Here is a 26,764-nt window from a genome sequence, read left to right as displayed (position 1 = left end):
TTATATCATTTTTATAGAACAAATAAATTATTTTTTAGATATTTGTAATAAAATACAAAAAATAAAAAAATATAGAAAACAATTAAGTAATGATTTACAATATTAATGTAAGGTAAATTTAAAAATAGACTAAATATAATCAATATGGCAACGTTTTCTAAAGTTTGTATATGATATTAAACTATTTTTAAATTAAAAAATAGGGAGGAGATTTTTATGAAGAAAAAAGGAGCTTTAAAGTACAAATGGCAAATATCAATTATGACATTAGTATTCTTTTGCTTAAGCTTGGTACCGTTTCCCAATGGATTTGTTGATGCTTTAGCAGAAACTATATTAAAAAGTCCTGTAATTAATAGTGACGGAACAGTTACATTTAATTATCAAGGTAATGGTACAGAGAATGCTGTAAAAGTAAAAGGTGAATTTAGCAGTTGGAATACAATTGATATGGAAAAGGGTGAGAATGATATTTGGACAACCACTGTTGAAGGAATATCAGGAATAAATCAATATGGAATAGTAACATGGTCACCAGATACAGTAGACCAAGAATTGGGAGATTGGCAAGGTGATCCATTAAACTCATATGAAAAAGATGGTAATCCAGCTGTAGTGGTTAATCCACAAGTTAGCAATGGGAGTGTTACATTATATTACTTAGGTAATGGAACAGAAACTAGAGTAGCTGTTAAGGGTTCTTTCGATGAAAACTGGGGAGTTTTACATGAGATGACTAATGAAAGTAGCTCTAATATTTGGTCTGTAACTATGGATATAGAACCAGGTAATTATGAATATGGAATAGTAACATGGTCACAAGATACAGAAGATCAAGAGTTGGGAGATTGGCAAGGGGATCCTTTAAATCCTAAACATTCAGAGGATGGTAATTTTGCTTCTAATGCATTACTTACAGTAGGAGAGGATTCAGATGTTGATGTACCTAATGAGCAGGATAAAAAGGTAGTAAAAGTAAGATTTATAAAAGAAGACGAAACTAAATACGATAACTGGGGATTTTGGACATGGTACCCTGGTGAAAATGGAAAGTTTGTTGAGTTTGATTATGTAGATAAAGAAGGTGCATATACTTTATTAGAATTACCAGCTAATGTAACAGAAGGTGAACTAGGTATTATAGTTAAAAAAGGACAAGGTTGGGATAATAAAGCTACTGGAGATTTAAAATATGAAATTTCAGAGTTGACTAATGACAATAATGAAATTGTTGTAACTTATGGTGAAAATGAAAATCCAAAGAGTATTGAACAAAGAGCTTTTATAAAGGAATATGAAAATATCACTGTAAATATTCATTATAAAAGAAGTCAAAAAGACTATGATAACTGGAATTTATGGACATGGTTAGATGGAGTAGAGGGAGAAACATTAGAATTTACTTCAGAAGATAGCTATGGTAAAGTAGCAACTAGAACTTATGAAAATTTAGTTAATGATACTAAATTAGGGTTTATTGTTAAAAGAACTGAAGGGGATAATGAATGGGCTGAAAAGGATGTAGATAGCAATAGATTTGTTGATTTAAGACATGTATCTAGTGATGGAACATTAGATATATATTTATCACAAGGCAAGGAAGCATTTGGTTATCATTCAGCTTTAGTATCAAAAGAAATAACTGATTTAGATGGACAAGTAAATGGTGATATGCTTTATCATAATACTTGGAATAGTCTTTATAAATATCCATTTGGTGCAGTTGCAGAGGGAACTGATGTAACAGTTAGAATGCATGCTCAAAAAGGTGATTTACAATATGCTAGAGTATTAGTTAGAAATACAAGTACTAATAGATCAGACCTTTACAATATGGAAAAGGTGTCAACTATAACTGTAGATGAAGAAGAAGTTGATATATGGGAAGCAACATTTACTCCAGATGAAATTGGTGTTTATGGATATAAATTTATTGCTGGTGATGGAGATACAGTAAAATACTATGGTGAAGATGGTAATGAAGGAAAAACAGGAACTGTTGGAGATAAAAATGGACTATTTTTCCAATTAACAGTTTATGATAAAGACTATACAACTCCTGATTGGATGAAAGAAGCTGTTGTATATCAAATATTCCCAGATAGATTTAACAATGGGGATACTTCTAATGATGATGCAAAAACAAATGCAAGAGGGGAAGAACCAATTGAAGTGCCAGATTCATGGGATTCACTTCCTGATAATCCTAGATTAGGCGAAAATAATATGGATGATATTGATGGTGCCTATTCTGGAGATGGAATATGGTCAAATGATTTCTTCGGTGGAGATATAAAAGGTATCCAAGAAAAACTAGATTATCTACAAAGTCTAGGAGTAAATACTTTATATTTAAATCCTATTGCAATGGCTGCATCAAATCATAAATATGATGCTACTGATTATAAATCATTAGATCCAATGTTTGGAACAGAAGAAGATTTTAAAGAATTTACTGCAGAGCTTAAAAATAGAGGAATGCATCTAATTGTTGATGGTGTATTTAATCATGTAGGTGATGATTCAATTTACTTTGATAGATATGGAAAATATGATACTGTTGGTGCTTATGAATATTGGTCATACGTATATGATTTAATGAATAATGAAGAAATTGAGCAAGAAGTAGCTATGACTAAAGCTGATGAGTACTTTGTTAAATCAGGACAAACATTTAGTAAAGAAAAATGGCATTTATGGTTTAATATTAAGAATACTAAGGTTGATGTTGGAACAACTAATGAAAGATACGATTATCAAGGCTGGTGGGGATATGATTCATTACCAGAATTTAAATCATTAACTAAAGATGAAGCTATTGCATTAGGATTAGCAAATGAAAATGATGAATTTGTTGATAAAGCTAGTGAATGGAACAATAAAGAATTAGTTGATTATATCTATAAAGATGAAGACTCAGTAGCTAAACAATGGATTAACTGGGGAGCAGATGGTTGGAGACTAGATGTTGCCAATGAAGTTGATACTGTATTCTGGAATGACTTCAGAGAAGAAATGAAAGCACATAATGAAGATACACTTATTTTAGGTGAAATTTGGGATGATGCTTCAAAATACTTTGTTGGAGATCAATATGATTCAGTAATGAACTATAGAATAAGAGCTGCATTAATTGATTATCTAAAGAATGGTAATGCAACAAGATTAAATGATACTTTAATGGCTGTTTATGAAGATTATCCAGAAGAGGCTTTTTATGCATTAATGAATTTAATGGGATCTCATGATGTTGCAAGAGCTATTTATATATTAGGTGGAGGAAGCGATTCTTCTGAAAGAGCTGAATTTGGAAATTATGATGAAGATTTAGGAAAACAAAGATTAAAGCTTGCAGCCTTATTTGAATTTGGATATGCTGGAGCACCTACTATTTATTATGGTGATGAAGCAGGAGTTACAGGATCTAAGGACCCAGATTGTAGAAGAAGCTATCCATGGGGTAATGAAGATACTTCATTAATTAGTTTTTATCAAGCTATAGGAACAATTAGAGAAGAGAATAAGGATTTATTCTCTCATGGAGATTTAACAACTTTATACACTGGTTCTGAGGGTGTATATGTTTATGGAAGAAGCTATGAAGATGATCATGCAATAGTAGCAATTAATCCTACAAATACTGATGCAAAAGTAACTGTTGATTTAAAAGAATTTACTGGAAATGGTACGAATTTTGTTGATGGATTAGATTCTTCTTATAATGTAACAGTTAAGGATGGAAAAGTGGAAATTACTATTCCTGCAATGACTGGAAGAATGATGACAAGTACTAACGTTATAAAGCTACCAGAGGCAGTTAGTAAGGTTACAGGTACAGAAGGAAATGGAGAAGTAACTTTAAAATGGGATTCTGTAAAGGGAGCAAAGGAATATAAAGTTTATTCTTCAAGCTTTAAAGGAAGTTTACAAACAGAGATTATGACAGTAGAAAATACTGAACTTACAGTTGATGGATTAACAAATGGTAATAGATTATACTTTGCAGTAAGTGTAATAGATAAAGATGGAAATGAATCACTTTTAACTTGGAGTGATGAATTAACTCCTCATTCAGAAATTACATGGCTTGGAAATCTTAGTGATGTAGAAGCAGAAACTGTTGATATATCAACAGCTATAAATGTTAATGCAGAAGTATATATTGAAAATATATCTAATGAAGAAGGTGTTTCAACAGGTTTAGTTGGAAGATTATTAGTTAAATATCCAGGAGATAAAGACTTTACTGTAGTAAAGGGAAGTTATGCTGGAGAAGCTGGAAATAATGACTTATTTACTGCTTCATTTATAGCAAATAAAGCAGGTAAATATGAATATAAATATGAATTTACTACAAAAGGAACTTATGGATTTAATGATATAGATTCAATAAAATCTACAGAAATAAAGACTTTTGAGTTAGCAGTAGTTGATGATGGAATACCTGCAGAAGCAATTGAACTTGAAACTCCAGAAGAGCAATCAGGAGAAGTAAATTTAAATTGGACTGTTGTTGGGGAAAATAATATTGCTTTATATGAAATTGTAAGAGATGGAGTTGTAATTGCAAGAATTCAAGATGGTTCTATTGTTTCTTACAAAGATACAGATGTAAAAAATAAAACAGAATACAAATATGAGGTAATTGCTTATACAAATGGAGGAAATGCCGTTAAATCAAATGATGTTACAATAACTCCAGATTTAGTAATGGTTGAAGTAACATTTAAGCTTAAAGCACCTTCATATACACCACTAGATGCAACTATAACTATGCCAGGTGCAATGAATGGATGGGATGTAGGTTCTTGGGAAATGAGTAGAAATGGAGCAGTAACAACTGATTGGACTTATACTATATCTGTTTTAGAAGGTGAAACTATTGAGTATAAGTATGTTAAAGGTGGTAGTTGGGATCAAGAAGCTTTAATGAACTATTCTAATCCTAAAGCTGCAAATCAAAGTAAGTATGGATGTACAACTGGTGAAGGTGGAAATGAAAAAGTTGTTGTTGTAAATCAAGGCGATGGAAAAATGTTAGTTGAAAATGAAGTCGTAAGATGGAAAGATATGCCTGTAGTGGTTTTAGATCCGTCAACAGGAAGTTATACAAAAAATGAAACAATTACAGTTAGAGGTAACTCAATGTTAGATCCTAACTTAACAATAAATGGTGAGTCTGTTGTTGTTGATGAAAATGGTAATTTTGCACATGAAGTAAAATTAAATGTTGGTAAAAACAATATAGCAATTCATATTGAGCCAACTGAAGAAAATAAAAATAATCCTGATATATTTAATAATAATGAAGAAGCTATTGGATTTGCAACTAAGGATTTAGAGTTAGAAATTACTAGATTAGGAGAGGGAGAAGAAATTCCAGCTCCAGTAATTAATGCAGAGGATAAGACTATTAAGTTAGGTGATGTATTTAATCCATTAGATGGTGTAACAGCTATTGATGCTTCAGGTAAGGATATTACTGAAAAAGTAGAAGTTGTAGAAAATACTGTAGATACTTCTAAGGAAGGAGAATACAAAGTAGTATATAAGGTTGTTGATGATAATGGAAGAGAAGCATCAAAAGAAATAAAAGTAACTGTAACTAAGAGTGGAGAAGTAGAAGAACCAGGCGAAGATGATGATTCTAATAAACCTGGAACTGATACAAAACCTGAAGACGGAAACAACAATAATAACAACAATAATAACAACAATGACAACAACAATAATAGCAATAATAATGACAATAACAATACTACTAATAATAAACCAGGAGTTATACCTCAAACAGGAGGAACTAATGCAATTTATTATATAATTATTGCATTAGTATTAGTTGCTGGAGGAGTGTATTTTACATTCAAAAAGAAAAAAATAAGCTAATTTATTAACTTATATTTAAAAATCAAATGTCAATAAGATTAATCTCTTGTTGGCATTTTTTTGTTTTAATTTTATATTTGGTGATGATGTTATAGTTGGACATATGGCTTTTGACACAGTTTTAAATGATGCTAGTATATGATTTGATAATAATAAGATTACTATACTTGCTAATAGAACAGTAGATGTAAATGTAACAGTGAATGTTGAAGAAGGAACAGTATCAAAAGGAAAATACGAATATTAAGTTAAAAAAATATAAAATAATTTACCTTTTTCTATATATATAATAAAATATAGGTAAATAAAATAATTTTATATCCAAATTAGGGGGAAGTTATGAAAAATCTAAAGAAAAATGTTACTCCAATAATTGGGGTAATAGCATGTAGTTTAATATTAGTATTAGCATCAAAATTTATATTTAAGGGTGGTTTTTTAGCTGATAAATATAATAAGGGAATGGAGTATTATAAGGGAGAGGTAGTAGAAATTCTTGGCGAGAATTTGCAAGAAGATGAATTTTTAGAAAATGTCCAAGTTGGATTTCAGACAGTATTAGTTCAAATAAAAGATGGACCATTAAGGGGGCAAGAGTATGAAATTGAGAATCCAGTAAGCAGACTTTATAATATAAAGGTAAATGAAGGAACTAAGGTAATTGTAGGGTGTTATGAAAGTAATGGGGAAAATGTATTTACTATATTTAGCTATAATAGAAGTAATGTAATTTATATATTAGTTGTAATATTTGCTTTAATAGTAATAATAATAGGGGGAGTTAAAGGTGTTAAGTCATTAGTATCTTTAATATTTACATTAGTTTGTTGTGTATACTTAATGTTGCCATTACTTCTTAAAGGAGTAAGCCCGATTATAGCAGGGATTTTAATGGCTATATTAAGTATTACTGTTACATTACTACTAGTTTCAGGTATTAACAAAAAGACTGTTACCGCAATATTTGGAACAGTTTCAGGAGTTGTTATTGCGGGAATTATAGCCTATGTATTTGGAAAGTTAAGTCATCTTTCAGGAATTACTATGGAAGATGCTGAAAGTTTGATGTATATAGCAGAAGATACTGGACTAAAGATTACTGGGTTGATGTTTACTGGAATTTTAGTTGCTTCATTAGGGGCAGTAATGGATGTTGCTATGTCAATTTCCTCATCTATATTTGAAATGAATATTATTAATCAGGAAGTTACTTTTAAAGAGTTATTTAAAAGTGCAATGAATATAGGAAAAGATATAATTGGTACAATGACTAATACTTTGATTTTAGCATTTGCTGGTGGATCTTTAAGTCTTTTGATATTAATATATTCTTCATCAATGCCATATAATAAGTTAATAAATTTAGATGTACTAGGTACTGAAGTAATACAAGGATTAGCTGGTAGTATAGGTATAGTTTTAGCAGTGCCAATAACAGCATTAATAGGGTGTTATTTATGTAAGGCAAGTAAGAGTAAGGAAAAATAATTATTTTGAGAAGAGGTTTTAAGTATAGTCAGTGGTGACTATATTTAAAACTTCTTTTTTTATAGTATTAATTGATAAATTATGCGTATGAATTTATGGAATTAACAACTATACGGACAAAATATTACTTCAACAAAGGTAAAAAAAGTAATTTAGGCAATAAATTGAGTGAAATTATATTTTATGTTATGAAAAAAGTATATAAAAAACAGAAAAGTCGAATAATTATGGAGAAAATTACAATAAAATATAAAAAATATTAAATTAAGCAAAGAATTAACATAAAAATACTTCCTAACGTTCGTATTGTGTGATAGAATAATGTTCGTGTGTTAAAAACCAAAAAATAGGGGGATAAATAATGAAGAATAAAAAGTTAATTGCTTTAGTAATGGCTGCAACTATGTCATTTAGTTTAATAACACCAAAATCGCAAATTACATATGCAAGCGCCATTCAAATGACAAAAGAATCAGGAGATTCAGAGCAAAAAGAAATTCTTGTATTTGAAGAAAATTTTGCAGGCAATAAAGACAGTGTAAACTCTACAAATGATGGATGGGTATTTAGTAGAGATTTAGGTGGCTATGATTCAAGTGACAATTATAACACTGCACCATCAGTAGCTCTAGGTAAGGGAACTTCAACTGGAAAAACTGATGTGATTTCAACTCCGGAGTTTACTTTAGAGAATGAAGGAAAGTTAAGTTTTTACTTAAAGAGTCAAGGGATTAAAGCAGATTCTACATCAGCATTTATAGTGAAAGGATTTAATGCTAATGGAGAAGTTACTTTTGAAGAAGTATTTGATTCCGCTAAGTTATCAAGATATGTTGGAATAACAGAGGTTACTGTTGAAAGTATTCCATCAGAAACTACAAAGATAAATTTTGAATATACAAAAAATGTCGGGAATCTTACTTTTGATGATGTAAGATTAACTTATGTGGAACCAGAAGAAGAGATTGAAGGTTTAGTTACAATTGAAGAAGCTAGAAAATCAACAGAAGAAGTTATAGTTAAAGGTATAGTAACTTTTAAAGAAGCTTCAGGAAGTTCTTATAATTATGCAATTGAAGATAAGACTGGTGGTATAGCTTTAAGAGGTGTTGATGGTTTAGAAGTCGGAGATGAAGTAGTAGTTAAAGGGACACCTTCAACATTTAAAGGTTTAATTCAAATAAATGGATATAATCTTCTAGAAAATAAGGGTGAAAAAACATTCCCATTAGGTAAAGTAGTAACAATATCTGATATTGTAGATAATGCTGGAGGAGAAAACTTTGAATCACAAGTAGTTAAAATTACTGATTTAATTGTTGAAGATATTAATTTAACTGGAAATACTAAGTTAGTAGATGCTAATGGTAAATTTATTTATTTGTATAAGGCTACTGATTTAGGAGATATTAAAGTAGGAGATAAGGTTGAAGTTGTTGCAACATTATCACAATACTCAAATGATGGAAATGGTGGATATCAATTAAGAATAAATAATTCATCACAAGTTACAAAGATTGAATCAGAAATACCAGAAGTTCCAGAGGTTCCAGAAGAGGATAAGATAGGACCAACTGTAGTTAAGGTTACTCCAGGAAATTCATCTAATGTAGGAGAAAATAGAAGACCAGAAATAACTGCTACCTTTGAAGATGAATCAGGTGTAGATATGGAAACTGTTAAACTTACATTTAACGGAGAAGATGTTACAGCAGAGTTAGTTAAAGAAGAAAATAAAGTTAAATATACAGTGAATGAAGATTTAACTGATGGAAAATATACTGTGAAAGTGGAAGTTAAGGATACTTTAGGAAACTTAACTATTAAGGAATGGAAGTTTACAGTAGGAGAGCAAGAAAGCAATTTATACTTTGGACAACTTCACTCACATACAAATCTTTCAGATGGACAAGGTTCAATAGATGAAGCTTATACTTATGCAAGAGATGTTGCAAATGTAGATTTCGTAGCAGTTACTGACCATAGTAACTGGTTTGATAATGATACATTAGCTAATATGGGGGATGGTTCTGTAAGTGAAGATTGGCAATTAGGTTTATCTACTGCTGATAAGTACAATGAAGATGGTGAATTTACTGCTATCTATGGATTTGAAATGACTTGGTCAGGTTCAACTGGAGGATATGGTCATATTAATACATTTAATACACCAGGATTTGAGACTAGAACAAATAGGAATATGGATTTAAAGAATTACTATGAAACATTAAAGCAATATCCAGAGTCTTTATCACAATTAAATCACCCAGGTAAAACTTTTGGTAATTTTAGCGATTATGCTCACTATGATGCAGCTATTGATGAAGTAGTTACTTTAATAGAAGTTGGTAATGGGGAAGGTGCTATAAGAAGCTCAGGATATTTCCCTTCATATGAAGAATATACAAGAGCTCTTGATAAAGGTTGGCATGTATCTCCTACAAACAACCAAGATAACCATAAGGGTAAATGGGGAAATGCTAATACTGCAAGAACAGTAATTGAAGCATCAGAACTTACAAGGGAAGCTCTTTATGAAGCTATAAGTGAAAGAAGAACTTATGCTACAGAGGATGAAAACTTAAGAATTTCATATACTGTAAATGGAAGCACAATGGGATCTATATTAGATGATACAGGTTCTTTAGAATTTAAGATAAATGTTGAAGATATAGATGCTGGAGATAATATTAAAAAGATTTCAATCATTGGAGATGGTGGTAAAGTTGTAAATTCTATAGATAATATTAACTCTACTAAAAAGGAATGGACATTTACTTTAGATAATAATGTAAGTTCATATTACTACGTAAGAGTTGATCAAGTTGACCAAGATATAGCTGTAACAGCACCAGTATGGGTTGGTGAAAGAGAAAATGTTGGAATAGAATCAGTTGATTGCGATACAGAACTTGTAGTAGAAAATGAAAAAATTAATATAGCTACAACTGTCTATAATAATGAAGCGACAGAATTAAAAGATGTTGAGGTTGAATACTATATAGATGATGCTACTGAACCAGTAGTAAGCACTATTGAAAGTATTGCATCTGCTTCAACAGGAACAGCAACATTAAGTCATAGCTTTGAAAAAGCAGGTGAGCATAAGATAAGTGTTGTAGTTAAGGCAAATATAAATGGAAATGAAAGAGAATTTAAAGGAAGCATAGATATTAAAGTATCTAAGGCTAGTGCTGTATCTAAGGTAATTATTGATGGAGCACATCAAAATCAATATGTAACTGGAGATTACTCTGGAAAAATAACTACACTTACAGGATTAATGACTCAAAATGGAATTAAATCTGTACTTAATAAAGAGCCAATTACAGATGAAACTTTAGAAGGTGCATCATTATTAATACTTTCAGATCCACAAAGTACATCTAAAGAGTCAAGTGGATTAACTCCTCAAAAATATACTGAAGAGGAATTAAAGGCTATAGCTAAATTTGCAGAAAATGGTGGGAATATTATAATAACATCAAAAGCAGACTATGGTGATGGTGTTGGAGAGTATGGAAATGCAGCACAAGGAAATGCTGTTCTTGAGGCAATTGGAGCAAAGATTAGATTTAATGATGACCAGGCTACAGATGATGTTGAAAATGGTGGACAAAGCTATAGATTATACTTTAACGATTATAATACTGAAAGCACATGGTTAAAAGATGTTGATACTTCTAAAAACTATAGTTTCTATAGTGGTTCAACATTAATTATGCCAGAAGATACTAGTAATATTGAAGTTTTAGTAAAAGGTCATGAAACTACTTATGGTAATGATGCAGATAACCAAGGAGATAATACTCCAGTAGAAAAAGGTGATGTTGTAGGTCTTGCAGTTGAAACATTAGAAAGTGGAGCTCAAGTGTTTGTTTCAGGAGCTACATTCTTCTCTGATTTTGAAATTGATGGATATGTATATTCAAACTTTGATATAACAAGCACAGTATTAAGAGAGCTAGCACCAACTCCAGAGTTACCAGTTAGTAAAATTGCTGATGTAAGAGTGGATTTAGATGGTGATAATAATCCAGATAGATTTGGTGAAACTGTAGTTATTGAAGGTTATGTTACAGCAGCATCTAATGCAGCAGCAAAAGGAAATTCTTTCTTTGATGTAATTTATGTACAAGATGAAACAGCTGGACTTACAGTATTTGGTGTATCATCAACAGAGGTTAAATTAGGTCAAAAAGTTAGACTTACAGGTAAAGTATCATCATATTTAGGAGATGCACAAATTGCATTAACTAATGAACTTTATGATTTAGAAATAATTGATGAGAGTATTAATTTAGTTGAACCTACTAAGCTTTCAACAGCAGATAGTATGCTTGAAGAAAAAGAAGGTTTATTAGTTCAAGTATCAGGGGAAGTAACTAGAATAGAAGGCCAAAATATATATGTTAATGATGGAACTGGTGAATCAAGAGTTTATATTGAAGGATATATTGGAAGTAGTACAAATCCAGGTGTAGCAGATGAATGGAAATCAAGAGTTAAAGTTGGGGATATGGTTTCAGCAATAGGTCTTGCATCAGAAGATCCAGAAGGACACAGATTAAGAGTTAGAGATTCTGCAGAAATAGTTGTTTTAGAAAATGATATAGTTGATGAAGAAGAAGTTAAGAATGTAGAAGATATGATATTAAAGTTACCAGAAGTATCTCTTATTACATTAGAAGATAAAGCTAGAATTTATGCTATAAGAGAAGCATATAATTCATTAACAGATGCTGAAAAAGCATTAGTTTCTAAAGAGTTAGTTAATATTTTAGAAGCGGTAGAAGCTAAAATAGCTGAACTTGAAAACGAGGAAAGCGATAAACCACAAGCACCAGGTGTTGAAGTAAAACCAGAAGGTGGAAATGGATCAAATACAGGTTTAAATAATGCTTCAAATAGTAATAATGGAACAGTAAATGGAGGAAGTTCAGCTTTACCTAATACTGGTGGAGTTAATTCAATTGTTTACGTAGTAGTAGCTATAATTATAGTTGCTGCAGGAGTAATAGTTCTATTTAAGAAAAAATCTAAAAAATAATAAAGTTAAGAGTTTAAATATAGGCATATTAATATTTAGTGTTTGTATTTATAAGATGTAAAAAAGGTATGATTTCTTCTATAGGAATCATACCTTTTTAATGTGTAAATTAATAAAAATATTGATTAGTAGAATGTTTATTGTATACATTTAAATTATATTTACCCTCTTTAACTTATCTTTTACCTCAAATAATCTACTTTCTAAATCATCAATTTTAGATGAAAGACGTTCCCTTTCTCGAATATTATCAGTAATACTTAATTTGCTGTTTAAGTTGTCTATGTCTGTAGCCAGTGAAATGATTTCGAGAGTATACTCCCATGCACTTTTACCCATACTTTAAAACCTCCATAAATAAAATTCTAGTAATATACTATGAAGAGAATAAATAAAAATAACCAATTCTTATAAAAACTTTGTTTAAAATCTGTGAAAACGATATAAATTAATAAAAATATGATGAAATATTAGTAAATCTATTAATTAGAGATATTTTAAAGAATATAACTTGGAAAAAGACAAAAAATAAACTAGATAATATTTGTTGGAAAGGCTAGTATAAAAAAATGTTAAAAAATATACAAAAAATACTTTACTATTTCTTAGTAAAGTAGTATGATTTGATTAAGGAAAATAATTATTAAATAAAAAGAAATATTAATAAATAGAGAATCTATATTCTTTTAGGAGGAATTTATTATGAAAATAGTAGTAGTTGGATGTACACATGCAGGAACAGCTGCAGTAGTTAATTTAAAGGAACTTCACCCAGAAAGTGAAATTACAATATATGAAAAAAATGACAACTTATCATTCTTATCATGTGGAATAGCATTAAACGTTGGAGGAGTAATTAAAGAAACTAAAAATCTTTTCTATAACTCGCCAGAAAACCTTGCTAAAATGGGTGTAGTAACAAATATGAAGCACGAAGTTTTAGATATAGATTTTGAAAATAAAACTTTAAGAGTTAAAAATCTTTTAACAAATGAAGAGTTTGAAGATAGTTATGATAAATTAGTTTTAACTTTAGGATCATGGCCAATAGTTCCTAAATTTGAAGGTGGAGATTTAGAAAATATTTTATTATGTAAGAATCATGATCATGCAATTGAAATAATTGAAAAATCTAAAAAAGCTAAAAATGTAGTTATAATTGGAGCTGGATATATTGGTGTTGAACTTGTAGAAGCGTTTGAAATGCAAGGTAAAAAAGTTACATTAATAGATGCAGAAGAAAGAATTATGGCTAAATATCTTGATAAAGAATTCACAGACATAGCTGAAAAGGAATTTACTGATAGAGGCGTAAATTTAGTTTTAGGAGAAAAAGTAGCTAAATTTGAAGGTGAAAATGGAAAGGTAACTAAAGTTGTTACTGAAAAAGGAAGTTATGAAGGTGACTTAGTTGTCTTATGTATTGGATTTGCACCAAATACTAAACTTGTTAAAGGAAAGTTAGATACTCTTCCAAATGGAGCAATTATAATTGATGAATATATGAGAACTAGCAAGGAAGATGTATTTGCAGCAGGAGATTGCTGTGTAGTTAAATATAATCCAGCTCATGATACAAGATATATTCCTCTTGCAACAAATGCTGTAAGAATGGGTACTTTAGTAGCTAGAAACATTGTTGAACCAACTCTTAAGTATATGGGGACTCAAGGTACTTCAGGAATTAAGATTTATGAAAAATGTATAGCTTCAACAGGATTAACTGAAGATGTTGCAAAAGTTACAACTAAAATGAATGTTGGTTCAGTATCATTAACTGATAACTATAGACCAGAATTTATGCCTACTTATTTACCAGCAACTATTAAATTAGTATTTGATAAAGATACAAGAAGAATAATTGGAGGTCAAATAATTTCTGATATAGATTTAACTCAATTTATGAATACTTTATCAGTAGTTATTCAAAATGAAATGACTTTAGAGGAGCTTGCAATGACAGACTTCTTCTTCCAACCACACTTTAATAAGCCATGGAGTATTTTAAATGCAGTTGCATTAAAAGCTTTATAGTAACAATAAGGTAACCTAAAAATGAACGCCCCATGTATACTGACTAGGGGCAGTTCAAATAGGTTACTTTTTTTATTAATAATTTATAAATTTTGTTATATTAGTGAAAAAATAATAGTAATATTGTAAAGGGAGGTGAAAAATGAAAAATAAATATATTCATATTATAGTAATTTTTATAGCAATATGCTTAGTTACTGGCATAGTACTAAAAATCAAGATAAGTAAAATTAATAATGATTCACAAACTAAGAATGAAAATATAAACGTTAATGAAAGTGAAGGTGAAGAAATTATAGAAAATAAATTCATGGAAGATGGAGAGATGAGAGGTGTTTGGGTATCTACAGTAAGTAATTTGGATTGGCCAGAGGTTGGAGTATATGATGAAAAAGTTCAAAAAGAGTTATTAAAAGAAAAATTTGATTTTATAGAAGAACAAAATATGAATACGATATTTTTTCAAGTTAGGCCAATGGGAGATGCTCTATATGAATCTAGTTATGCTCCTTGGTCTAAGTATTTGACAGGAAGTTTAGGAAAATACCCAGGATATGATCCTTTAGAGTTTGCTGTTTATGAAGCTCATAAAAGGGGATTAGAGATTCAAGCATGGTTTAATCCTTTTAGAATAGATAGTAATTCAGAAAATTTTAGCATAGATAATTATATAACTGAATTACCAAAAGAATCACCATTAAAAAGTCATCCAGAGTGGATTGTAAAATATAATAATTATCATTATCTTGATGCTGGAATACCTGAAGTTAGAGAATATGTTATTAATACAATAATAGAAGTTGTAAAAAATTATAATATTGATGGTGTTGTTTTAGATGATTATTTTTATCCATATCCTTCAGGAGGGATAGAGTTTCCAGATGATGATACATATGAAAAATATGGTGAAGATTTTGCTTCAAGGGATGATTGGAGAAGAAATAATATTAATAGTTTTATAAGTGAGCTATATAGAAAAATAAAGGAGACTAATGAAAAAGTTAAATTTGGAGTTAGTCCATTTGGAATATGGAGAAATGGAGAAGTGGTAGGGGGAAGTAATACAAGTGGCTTAAGTAGTTACGATGATGTCTATGTAGATTCTAGAAAATGGATTCAGGAAGGGTGGATTGATTATATTATTCCACAAATATATTGGCAGTTTGATTATAAGTCCGCTCCATTTGCAACATTAGTTGATTGGTGGGCTAATCAAGTAGAAAATACTAATGTAAAACTATATATTGGACATGCAGCGTATAAAATAAATGATTCAAGTTATGGGGAAGCATGGCTTAATGGAAATGAAGTAATAAACCAAGTACGGTATTCTAGGTCAAATAGCAATGTTAATGGTAGTTGTTTCTTCAGATTAAAAACCTTGGAAGAGAATAGACTTGGATTTACGGATAAGTTAAGGGAGTTATATGCTAGGTAAATGATAATAAAAATATAATATTCCTTATAAGGGGAATGGTGACTTAAGATAACATTTGATTTTTATGTATCTAAATATGGGATTTTGTATATAGAAGTCTGTTATATTAAATTGTTGGTAACAACAATTTAATATAACAGACTTCTATAATAATTAATGGGTATTTATAATATAAAGGAAGATTTAGAGAGAGTATATTAAAAAATGTTAGAAAATTTTATAGATAATAAAATTAGACATAACAAATAAACTATTATTTATATTTTAATAATAGACAAGCAATAATATGAGGAAACCGTTATTTACATATTATAAGTGTTATAAATTTTAGATTAATTAAAGTAAAGCTATTAAATAGGGAGTGTTTTTAATTTTATATTTTCCCAAGATACATAGGTAGTTATATCAGCGGTTAAATGAAGATTTTTTTTAATACTTTCTTTTGATGATATATTTCTCTTAGAATTAAAATTATTTTTATATTCAAATAATCTCCAATATAAGTAGTGATCTAAATATTTACTTGCAACTCCTCGAAATTTAGAAAGCCATTTTTGAGTATTAATGGAATACTGTATATCAATATTATTTTTATAATTTTCTTTAAATTTTACTTTATTTATTTCATTAAATGCGTTAGCAAAGGTTTTGAGTCTTCCATCAATTAAACCAACTACATAAGCTTTTTTATTTAATCGTGGAATAATATTATCTCTAAGTTCATAAAAGCCGAAAAAGTTTCTTGAGGCAATAATTGGTATTATGTCTATAGAATCATTCAAAGCATTAACAACTGTAATTTTATCTCTCTTAATATTAGGAATATTCCTAGAACCCTTAAAGTTTTCAACTACTATCATTTTAGTTAATTCTACATATGAAGATATATTTTCAAGATAATGCTTATTTTTAAAATCAAATAAAAATCGATGTCTCCAAAAGAAGGCTGTTACAATAGTGATATTTAATTTCATTGCACATTCTCTAATTGTAAGTCCTTTATTTAAAAGATTGAAGTATTCTTGATAGTTTTCTTTAAATTTTTTAGAGTATCTAAATTGATTATAAATTTCAGTAGTAAATGTTTTTCCACACATAGGTTTTTTGCATTTATATCTTTGAATATTTCTGTACATTCCATATTTGATAATATTTTTACTTTCACAGTATGGGCATTTAGTTCTAGTGTTAATTTTATAATTATCAGAGTCTATTAAATTATTAACTGTTTTATTAGAGCTATTGTTAATTAGGGTTTTATAAAAATTAATCATATCATCACCATTTGTAATTATTAACAAGGTGAAATGATTATAAACTTAAAAGTATTATTAGACTATAAAAAATAAAAAGAAATATTATAATTAGAATAAAGTTGCATTAATCCTGTAATTATAATATTTCTTTATTTAGAATTTTAAATTTAATTAAGTTGTAGATATTATTTTACCTAAATCTTTAAGGTCGTAGCCTCCAATCCCTTGTAGTTCATTCTTGAATTTTTCAGAAGATAAAATAGAAATTATACTTTTATAAATTGGATTGTTTAAATCACTTTTCTTTATAATTAAATCATAGCGTTCAGTTTGTAGTGGGATAAAATCTATAGTTTCAACTTGCATAGAAGCTTTTTTATTTCCAAGACCAATATTTGCATCACCACGACCAACAGTACTTGCAACAGCTAAATGAGAATTTTCTTCATTATAATAACCATTTATAGAATTTGGATCAATATTAAGTAGTCTAAGCTTCTCATCTAGTAAAACTCGTACACCACTACCTTTTTCTCTATTAATAAATTTAATATTTTTATTAGTTAAATCTTTAAATGATTTTATATTTAGTGGATTTCCTTTCTCAACATAAAACCCTTGTAATCTATAAGCTAAGTTTATAAGAACACAAGGAGTACCAGGAACTAATCTTTTAACATAGTCAGTATTATATTCGTCTTTATCACCATCCCAAAGGTGGCAAGAAGCTATAGAAACTTTATTATTATATAAATCATATAAACCATTATAACTTCCTTTGTAAGAACGAAGAACTGTATAATCAGGTAATATTTCCTCTATGTATCTTGCTAAAATGTCTAATAAAATATCTTGACCAGAAATAATTATTTTTGAATTAGATTTATTACTTAGAGAAATGCTATTACTAGTATGTATAGTGTTTTCTACATTGTTATTTAATAACTTAGTGTTAATATTATGGTTAATAGATGGCCTTGAATTTGATTTTTGATTATTAATATAATCTTCTACATCATGCATATCTATTCTAATTTTTTTTCCAATTTTATAACTTGGTAACTCTCCACGTTTAATAAGCTCGTAAACTGTATTTTTTGTTATTTTAAGTAACTCTGCAACTTCTAATGGTGTTAAAGAAGATTTTAAGTCCATCTTATCCCTCCTTAATTATTAAGATAATTTTAACATTAAAATAAAAGTAATTCTACATTTGGATTAAATTTATTGCTATAAAATAGATATTATGATAATATTTAATTGTTCAAAACATAACAAAACATGATAAAACTTAACTAAAAATAATGAATAGGTAATTAGGAGAGTGTAAAATGTTAAAGAATACAAAATTTATATCAATGTTATTATGTTGTAGTTTATTATTAGTAGGTTGCGGGAAAAATGGTAATAAGAATGATACTACTACAGAGGAAAATAAAACTCCAGTAGAGTTAAATATTTCAGCAGCAGCAAGCTTAAAGGAAGTAATGGCTGATTTGGAAACAGAATATAATAAGAGTAATGAAAATGTTACTTTAGTTGTAAATTATGGATCATCAGGATCTCTTCAACAACAAATAGAACAAGGGGCACCTTGTGATTTATTTATATCAGCAGGACAAAAGCAAATGAATACTCTAAAGGAAAAAGGATTATTACTTGATGATACTATTAAAGATTTAGTTGAAAACTCTCTAGTACTTGTAGAAGCTAATGGAGTTGATATTACTAGTTTTGATGATTTAAAAAGTGATAAGGTTAAACATATAGCTGTTGGTGAACCGGAAAGTGTACCTGCAGGTAAGTATGCAGATGAAGTTTTAACAAACACTGGAATAAAAGATAGTGTTAGTGATAAACTTGTTTTTGCTAAGGATGTCAAGGAAGTTTTAGCATGGGTTGCATCTGGAAATGCGGATGTAGGTTTTGTATACTTAAGTGATGCTTTAAGTAGTGATAGTGTTAAAATTGTTGAAAATGTTGATGAAGTAAATAATCATTCATCAATTACTTATCCAGTATCAGTTATAAAAGATTCAAATAATATTGATGAAGCAAAGAAGTTTGAAGATTTCTTATTTACAGATGCAGCACAAAAAATATTTGAAAAGTATGGATATAAGTCAGTAGAGTAATAAAGAAGGTAAGGTTATAAGTTATGGATTTTTCACCGTTATGGATATCGCTTAAAACAGCGTTTTTTGCAACTATTATAACTTCAATAATAGGAATATTTGTATCTTATAAAATGGCTAATTATAAGGGAAGAGGTAGAGGACTAATAGATGGAATCTTCACTCTTCCTCTAATATTACCGCCAACTGTTATAGGATTTTTTTTATTGCTTCTTTGTGGGAAGAATGGATTTGTAGGAAAGATTTTTATGAATTTTAATAAAAATATTATTTTTAGCTGGAGTGCAACAGTTATAGCAGCTACAGTAGTTGCTTTTCCAATGATGTATAGAACTTGTCGTTCTGCATTTGAGCAAATAGATAAAAATATGATTTCAGCAGCAAGAACTTTAGGGTTAAGCGAAACTAAGATATTTTTTAAAATTGCAATTCCACTTGCATGGCCAGGAATAATTGGTGGACTAGTATTAAGTTTTGCAAGAGCCTTAGGAGAATTTGGGGCAACATTAATGATAGCTGGAAATATACCAGGTAGAACACAAACTATGCCAGTTGCAATATTCTTTGCTGTTGAAAGTGGAGACATGAATAAGGCTATTCTTTGGGTTTTAATTATAGTTGCAATATCCTTTGTAATGATATTTTTATTAAACTATTGGTGTGACACTCAACAAAAGTTAATAGGTAATAGGAGGAGATAAAAAATGAGTTTATATATAGATATTAATAAAGATTTATCTTCCTTTAATTTAAAAGTTTCAATGGAGAGTAAGGGTGGCATAATTGGATTTTTAGGAGCTTCGGGCTCAGGGAAAAGTATGACATTAAAATGTATCGCAGGGCTTGAAAAAGCTGATACAGGAAAAATTGTAATTAATGAAAAAGTACTTTTTGATTCAGAAAATAAAATAAATATTAAAACTAAAGATAGAAAGGTTGGATTTTTATTTCAAAATTACGCCTTATTTCCTCATATGACTATAAGAGATAATATTGAAATTGGATTAGATAAATTAAGTAGGAGTGAAAAAAACAAATTATCATCTACTTATATTCAAAAATTCGGCTTAAAAGGCCTTGAAAATAGATATCCATGGCAATTATCAGGTGGGCAACAACAAAGAGTTGCACTTGCAAGAGCACTTATTACATCACCAGATATATTACTTTTAGATGAACCATTTTCAGCTTTAGATAATCATTTAAGAGCTAATATGGAAAGGGAGCTTATAGAAATTTTAAAAGACTATAATGGAACAGTAGTTTTTGTTACTCATGATATAGCAGAAGCATATAGAGTTTGTGATAAGATTATAGTTTTTGATAGTGGAAAGGCTAGTGAAATTAGAGAAAAGGAGCTTTTATTTAAAAATCCATTAAGTTTAGCAGAAGCTAAAATTACTGGCTGTAAGAATATATCAAAGGCTAAAATAATAGATAAAGATTTTATTTTTGCTGAAGAGTGGAATTTAAAATTAAAGTATCAATATAGTAGTAATGAAATTAATTATATTGCAATAAGATCTCATAATATTAAGTTATTTAATAATGAGAAACATAATAGTGAAAATGTGTTTAATATGATTATTGAAAATATAGTTGAAAATCCTTTTGATTATACATTATACATTAAAGAAGTTAATTGTAATAATAGCAATAGTGCAATTAATTTTACAATTTCAAAAGAGGAAATGAAATTTAATGTTAATGATGTAATAAAAGTAAAGTTTGAAGAAAATTATTTATTTACATTTGAATAAATTAATAAGGTGGATTGTATCAAAATGATGCAATCCATTTTTTGTGAGAAATATAAAGTGAATTAAAGTATGTTATATTTATAATTAAAAAAATAGTTAAATATAAAACTAAAAATAAAATAATAAAAGGAGAAATGTTATGAGTATTTTACTAGAAGCTTGTGTTGGATGTTATGAAGAAGCTAAAAGAGCTGAAATGCAAGGCGCTGATAGAATTGAATTATGTGATAACTTAGGGGAGGGAGGAACAACTCCTTCTTATGGAACTATATACTTAGCAAAGAAAAATATTAATATACCAATAGCTGTAATAATAAGACCAAGAGGGGGAGATTTTGTTTATTCAAATGATGAGTTTGAAATAATGAAAAGAGATATAATGATTTGTAAAGAGTTAGGAGTCGAAACTGTAGTATTTGGTATATTAAATAGAGATAATACTATTGATATTGATAGAACAAGAGAGTTAGTTGAATTAGCTAATGGTCTAAAGGTTACATTCCATATGGCTTTTGATGAAATTGATAATAAAATTGAAGCATTAAATCAACTTATTTCAATGGGAATTCATAGAGTGCTAACTAAAGGATGTAAGAGTTGTGCTGAGGAAGGAAAATTTGTATTAAAGGAACTTGTTGAAAAAAGCAAAGGAAAAATAATTATTTTAGTTGGTGGAAAAGTTACTTATAAAAATTATAAGGAACTTTCGAATTTTATAAGATGTAAAGAAGTACATGGAAGTAAAATAGTAGGTAGTTTAAATTAATATTATATTATAAAATATTACTAGGGGATGTTACTTTAATTATTGCTGTGACATCCCATCTAAAGTAATTTATTTTTCATCTTCAGAATGAGAGTTATTTAAAATAGCTCGCAATTCGTCTATTTCATCTTTTGTGAGTTTTTGAGACTTAACAAAATTAACAACCATTGAGTTTAAAGAACCATTAAACACTTTATTTAAGAAACTTTCGCTTTCTTCTCTAATACACTCTTCTTCAGAAACAATTGAAAAGTAATAATATTCCTTACCTTTCTTAGTAAAACTAATAGCTTCTTTATTTAATAGTCTATTAATTAATGTTTTAATGGTAGAAGCTTTCCAGTTAGTTTTTTCTTGTAATTCATTTATTATCTTTGTTGAAGGTATGGAATCATTTTGCCATATTATTTTCATAACTTCCCATTCCGAATCAGATATTTTAGGTAATTTATTCAATATTAACACCTCTTTTGATCACGACCGTAATTTATAATTTAAGTTTACATTTGTAAATTGAAATTGTCAATATAATAATAAATATACATAAATCATAATATTGTTAAGTATATAGAGAAAGTATTATTAATAAAAATAAATTAAAAAATAACAAATAATATTGACTATTGTTGATTACAGGTGTAAACTGAAGATACAGATTACAATTGTAATTTAAAAAAGGGGGGTGAACTTTATAAGGATAATAAGTATATTAGAGAGGGTTTTTCAAATATCATTAATGGCTAGTATATTAGCTTGTATTATTTTAATTTTAAGACCTGTAATCAAAAAAACTTTTGGGATTAATATTTTATATTTTATGTGGTTATTAGTAGTTATTAAGCTTATAATTCCATATGGTCCTGAGAGTAAAATAAGTATCTATAATATATTTAATAAAGTAGACGTCTCCCCTTCATATGATGGTAAAGTGATAATAAATAATTCTAAAACAAATCTAAATACTAACACGATAAATAATTCTATAAAAAACTCATCAGAAATTCAAAGTAATATTATTGAATCACCTATACAAAATAATAAAAATATAAATCAATATATTAATATAAAAACTATCTTAATTATAATATGGATAGGAGGAATATTAATTTTAATAAGCTTTGCAGTAATTTCATATTATAAGTTATTTAAGATAAGAAATGATATGATATGCAGGTATAGTAGAGAATCCTTTAACATATTAGAAAATTGCTTAAGATTATTAAATATAAGAAGAAATATAGAAATACTAGTAGTAAGTAATATTAGTAGTCCAGCTTTGTATGGAGTTATAAAACCAAGAATTTTAATTCCACAAAATATATTTAATAATGTAAGTGATGATGAGTTAAGATATATAATTCTTCATGAGTTATGTCATTATAAAAGAAAAGATGTTCTGTTAACTTTGATTATATATTTATTAAAAGTTGTATATTGGTTTAATCCTATAATATTCTTTGCTTTAAACACTATGCAAGAAGATTTAGAAATAGCTTGTGATAATATGGTAGTTTCAAAACTAAATAAAAAAGAAAGATTGTATTATGGTTATACAATTATTAATGTTCTTAGTTATATAGATGGTACTAAGAATATTTTAGGAACAACTTCCATGATTAGTGATAAAAAAAGATTAAAGGAGAGAATTAAAATGATTGGTGAAAATAAAAAGGTTAGTATTAGTAAAATAATAGTAGGGGCAGTAGTAGTGATAATGTTAGGAGCTATTACATTAAGCAGTAAAGTTAATAAAGTAGAAGAAAGCAATTCTAATATTAAAAATAGTGAGAAAAATGCTAATCTTGGAATTGTAAAAGGAAATGATATTATTTTAGAAGATAATGTAGCTAATAATGATATTAGCGAAGCAAAGGTTAATTCTTTAAATAATGTTGTTATTTATAATTCACATGCTAATGAAGAATATAAAGATGGATATTCTGTAGTGGATGCAGGTATAGCATTAAATAATAAGTTAAATGAATTAAATGTAAATTCTACATTTTTACAATGTAAAGAACCTCAAATTTATACAGAATCATATATGAATTCTGAAAATACTATAAAAGAAAATATTGAAAACTATTTAGATTATGTATTAGTAGATGTTCATAGATTAGATAGTGAGGAGGAAACTGAAGATACAGAAGATATAATAATTGATTTATCAAAGGGTAGTATAAACTATAAAGAAAACTTAAGATTTGCTGAAGTTGTTAGTAAGGAACTTGAAAATAGAGGAGTTAAAGTAAAAATAGTAACTTATAATGATGGAATAAATAATTTTAATTTACATTTATCTAAAAAAGCATTATTTATTAATATTGGTGATGAAAGTATGACAGAAAAGGATATTAATGAGTTGATAAATAAGGTTGGTGAGTCAATAATATCAGCGCTACAATAGATTTTAGCTAGCTTTTGAATAATTAAAATTTAAACAGTACATTCATGAGTACATGCAATGGGTAAATGTAAAATCAGAAGAAATTGTTTGTAATAATATAGTAATTATGTAGTATAATAAGTATATATATAACTATAGAAAAGGAATAATTATTATGGTACATGAATTAACAGTATATAAATTGGGAAATTTATTAAGTGAAATTTCTAATAAGTATAACGTAAGCTTATTAGTAAAAAGAAAATTAAGTGGAGGATTTATCACAATTACAGGAAAAGTAGAGGTAGATTATGCTCCAACTGATGAAAAGACTTTAAAAGGTAATAACATCATTGGCTTAAAAGTTAAGAATGATGGTGGGCAAATGGATTTAAAAATTACTGGGATTAAAGATACTTTATTTAAGGTTGAGGTTTCACCTACAAAGTTTAAGGAAGTTAATATTGGTGGATTATCAATAGACAAGATTCAAGAAAGTAAGGAAGAGTGTAAAGTAAGAATTGATGAAGATTTAATCTTTACTGTTCCAGCACCATCTGAAGTAATAGAAAAATTAATATAATACCTCATAGATTGAGTAAGTTTCTAGTGGCAAGCATAGGTTTGCCACTTTTTTCATATTAAATTATATATGATATAATTTAATATAATTTAATTTTGGAGGGAAAAGAGAATGAAGGTTGCTGACATGCACTGTGACACTATTGGAGAAATTTATGAAAATGGACTTTTGGGTAATAACTATAAATTGAAAGAAAATAATTTTCATGTAGATATAAGTAAGTTAACTAAAGGAGAGTATTTACTACAAAATTTTGCAATGTTTATAGATATAAAAAAACATAAAAATCCTTATAAAACTTTGCAGGAAATGATAGATGTTTATTATAAAGAACTAGAAGATAATAAAGAGATTATTAAACCAGTATATTCATATAAAGATATATGTATATGTGAAAGGGAAAATAAAATAGGAGCATTATTAACAATAGAAGATGCAGGAGCTCTTGAGGGATCGTTAGAAAATTTAAGAACAGTTTATAATCAAGGTGTTAGACTTATAACATTAACATGGAATCATATAAATGGTGTTGGTTTTCCTAATTTTAAGATTAAGATAGATACTTGTGGTAATATTACTAAAAGACCTGATTTAGCTACTCCAAATACAGAATTTGGTCTTACTGCTTTTGGAGTAGAGCTAGTAAGAGAAATGGAGAATTTAGGAGTTATAGTAGATGTTTCTCACTTATCTGATGCTGGATTTTATGATGTTTTAAAATATAGTAAAAAACCATTTGTAGCAAGTCATAGCAATGCAAGAGCTGTTACAAATTCTGTTAGAAATTTAACTGATGATATGATAAGGAAATTAGCAAATAAAGGTGGTTTAACTGGGATAAATTTTTGTTCAGACTTTGTTAAACCTACACCACATACTGGTTTAACATTTACTTATATAGAGGATTTAGTAAAGCATATTAAGCATATTAAAAATGTTGGTGGAATAGATGTGCTTGCTTTAGGAACAGATTTTGATGGTATACAAAGTACATTGGAAATTAATGATGCTTCAAAAATTCAATTATTAGCACAGGCACTATTAAAAAGTGGATTTACTTATGATGAAGTGGAAAAAATATTTTATAAGAATATAATTAACCTATATAAGGAATTATTGTAATAGATAATGTTTAATAGGATGAAGAGTGATGAACTTAAGTAATAGATATTAAAAAATTATTTTATTTAAAGGTTGGATTAATAAAAAACATGAAGAATATAATGAAGATTTATTAAATAGAAGTAGACATTTATAAATTAAAACTTTAATATAAATTTAAATATTGATATGATAGTTTTATAAAGTATTATATCAATATTTATTAATAAAAGAAAATTAAAATTAAGGCAGGATACAAAGGATGGAAGAAAATAATTTAAATGAACTTACTGGAAGAGAAATTTTACATAAACTATTTCCTAAAGAATTAAATTCTAAAAAGAACATACTAGAAGCTATAGAAATAATAAAGCCATTAGCTAAAGACGGGTTAGAAGCTAATAAGACTCAAGAAATATATACTATAATTTATAAGAGTATAGAAGAAATGAATACAATAGTAAAAGCTAATACTATTATGTATTTAAAAAATCAATTAAAATCTGGACTTGGAAAATATGTTGAAAATAAAGATCCTAGAGAAATAAACTACTTTTTAGAATTCTTTAAAGAAGCTTATCCACCTAATAATAGAAGAGTTGGATATACAAGAGTAATAAATGATTTTAATAAAATAACAAATGAGCAAATTTGGGAAACATTAACTTTTATAAATAGAGTTGTAATTAAAACTAAAAGAAGATTAGGAGAAGAAGAGAAAGCGGATATTATTAAGAATATAAATAATTTACTTAAGAGTGGAAAAATTGAATACATAAATCAAGTTAAAAGCTTAGAGAAGTTATTAAATGTACTTGATGTAAAAGTTGTTAGTTATAAAGAAGGTTTCAAACTAAAAAAAAGATAAAAAATTAAAGAAA

17 protein-coding genes are annotated in these 26,764 nt (G+C 28.0%); 13 read left to right on the top strand and 4 right to left on the bottom strand.

The genetic code is table 11. The annotated features are described in order from the left end of the window. Window positions 1-216 precede the first annotated feature (216 nt). From Q0G30_RS03600 to Q0G30_RS03590, 3 genes are all read left to right on the top strand, one after another. Entirely contained in the window at window positions 217-5,886 is a 5,670-nt protein-coding gene (locus Q0G30_RS03600; protein ID WP_294386635.1) for an alpha-amylase family glycosyl hydrolase, read from the top strand. A 339-nt stretch (window positions 5,887-6,225) separates the two neighbouring features. Next, window positions 6,226-7,374 carry a YibE/F family protein gene (locus Q0G30_RS03595; RefSeq protein ID WP_148321712.1) on the top strand — a complete coding sequence of 383 codons (1,149 nt, stop codon included), beginning with the start codon at window positions 6,226-6,228 and terminating at the stop codon, window positions 7,372-7,374. A gap of 361 nt (window positions 7,375-7,735) precedes the next feature. Further along, window positions 7,736-12,424 (top strand): CehA/McbA family metallohydrolase, encoded by a 4,689-nt coding sequence (locus Q0G30_RS03590; protein WP_294386631.1) that lies wholly within the window; start codon window positions 7,736-7,738, stop codon window positions 12,422-12,424. Between the two features lie 150 nt (window positions 12,425-12,574). Here Q0G30_RS03590 and Q0G30_RS03585 read toward each other — a convergent pair whose 3' ends face one another. After that, on the bottom strand, window positions 12,575-12,763 hold the full coding sequence (locus Q0G30_RS03585) for a hypothetical protein (protein WP_195516523.1): 189 nt from the start codon (window positions 12,761-12,763) through the stop codon (window positions 12,575-12,577). A 363-nt stretch (window positions 12,764-13,126) separates the two neighbouring features. Between Q0G30_RS03585 and Q0G30_RS03580 the strand changes: the two genes are divergently transcribed. Together Q0G30_RS03580 and Q0G30_RS03575 are read left to right on the top strand one after the other, a co-directional pair. Continuing rightward, entirely contained in the window at window positions 13,127-14,458 is a 1,332-nt protein-coding gene (locus tag Q0G30_RS03580; protein ID WP_148321709.1) for an FAD-dependent oxidoreductase, read from the top strand. 142 nt (window positions 14,459-14,600) lie between these two features. Next, entirely contained in the window at window positions 14,601-15,896 is a 1,296-nt protein-coding gene (locus tag Q0G30_RS03575) for a family 10 glycosylhydrolase (RefSeq protein WP_148321708.1), read from the top strand. Between the two features lie 350 nt (window positions 15,897-16,246). Here the strand turns inward: Q0G30_RS03575 and Q0G30_RS03570 are convergent, their stop codons facing one another. Both Q0G30_RS03570 and Q0G30_RS03565 read right to left on the bottom strand, forming a co-directional pair. Then, window positions 16,247-17,170, bottom strand: a complete 924-nt coding sequence (locus tag Q0G30_RS03570) for a hypothetical protein (protein ID WP_294386610.1) — start codon at window positions 17,168-17,170, stop codon at window positions 16,247-16,249. 153 nt (window positions 17,171-17,323) lie between these two features. After that, on the bottom strand, window positions 17,324-18,307 hold the full coding sequence (locus tag Q0G30_RS03565; RefSeq protein ID WP_148321706.1) for a helix-turn-helix transcriptional regulator: 984 nt from the start codon (window positions 18,305-18,307) through the stop codon (window positions 17,324-17,326). Window positions 18,308-18,483: 176 nt separating this feature from the next. Here Q0G30_RS03565 and modA point away from each other — a divergent pair, with 176 nt between their 5' ends. From modA to Q0G30_RS03545, 4 genes are all read left to right on the top strand, one after another. Beyond that, entirely contained in the window at window positions 18,484-19,287 is an 804-nt protein-coding gene (modA, locus tag Q0G30_RS03560) for a molybdate ABC transporter substrate-binding protein (protein WP_294386603.1), read from the top strand. 23 nt (window positions 19,288-19,310) lie between these two features. After that, a complete protein-coding gene (gene modB, locus Q0G30_RS03555; RefSeq protein ID WP_294386600.1) occupies window positions 19,311-19,988 on the top strand; it encodes a molybdate ABC transporter permease subunit in 678 nt (225 codons plus the stop codon). A gap of 3 nt (window positions 19,989-19,991) precedes the next feature. Beyond that, entirely contained in the window at window positions 19,992-21,047 is a 1,056-nt protein-coding gene (locus tag Q0G30_RS03550) for an ATP-binding cassette domain-containing protein (protein WP_294386596.1), read from the top strand. Between the two features lie 139 nt (window positions 21,048-21,186). Further along, the gene (locus Q0G30_RS03545; protein WP_294386593.1) at window positions 21,187-21,813 is read left to right on the top strand and encodes a copper homeostasis protein CutC; all 627 of its coding nucleotides are present in this window, start codon (window positions 21,187-21,189) and stop codon (window positions 21,811-21,813) included. Between the two features lie 69 nt (window positions 21,814-21,882). Here Q0G30_RS03545 and Q0G30_RS03540 read toward each other — a convergent pair whose 3' ends face one another. Then, window positions 21,883-22,269: a BlaI/MecI/CopY family transcriptional regulator gene (locus tag Q0G30_RS03540; RefSeq protein ID WP_294386590.1), complete on the bottom strand. Its 387-nt coding sequence runs from the start codon at window positions 22,267-22,269 to the stop codon at window positions 21,883-21,885. A gap of 226 nt (window positions 22,270-22,495) precedes the next feature. Between Q0G30_RS03540 and Q0G30_RS03535 the strand changes: the two genes are divergently transcribed. From Q0G30_RS03535 to Q0G30_RS03520, 4 genes are all read left to right on the top strand, one after another. Further along, window positions 22,496-24,220: a M56 family metallopeptidase gene (locus tag Q0G30_RS03535; protein ID WP_294386588.1), complete on the top strand. Its 1,725-nt coding sequence runs from the start codon at window positions 22,496-22,498 to the stop codon at window positions 24,218-24,220. A 154-nt stretch (window positions 24,221-24,374) separates the two neighbouring features. Further along, window positions 24,375-24,782: a UDP-N-acetylglucosamine pyrophosphorylase gene (locus tag Q0G30_RS03530; RefSeq protein WP_294386584.1), complete on the top strand. Its 408-nt coding sequence runs from the start codon at window positions 24,375-24,377 to the stop codon at window positions 24,780-24,782. A gap of 111 nt (window positions 24,783-24,893) precedes the next feature. Beyond that, window positions 24,894-25,904, top strand: coding sequence for a dipeptidase (locus Q0G30_RS03525; protein ID WP_294386581.1), 1,011 nt, complete (start codon window positions 24,894-24,896; stop codon window positions 25,902-25,904). 241 nt (window positions 25,905-26,145) lie between these two features. Next, window positions 26,146-26,751 carry a hypothetical protein gene (locus Q0G30_RS03520; protein ID WP_294386578.1) on the top strand — a complete coding sequence of 202 codons (606 nt, stop codon included), beginning with the start codon at window positions 26,146-26,148 and terminating at the stop codon, window positions 26,749-26,751. The last annotated feature ends 13 nt before the right edge of the window (window positions 26,752-26,764 follow it).

Origin of the sequence: uncultured Clostridium sp. (assembly GCF_934754925.1) — a bacterium.
Classification (GTDB): domain Bacteria; phylum Bacillota; class Clostridia; order Clostridiales; family Clostridiaceae; genus Clostridium.
The sequence above is the reverse complement of the archived record's forward strand: the minus strand, read 5'-3'. Positions and strand labels throughout refer to the sequence as shown.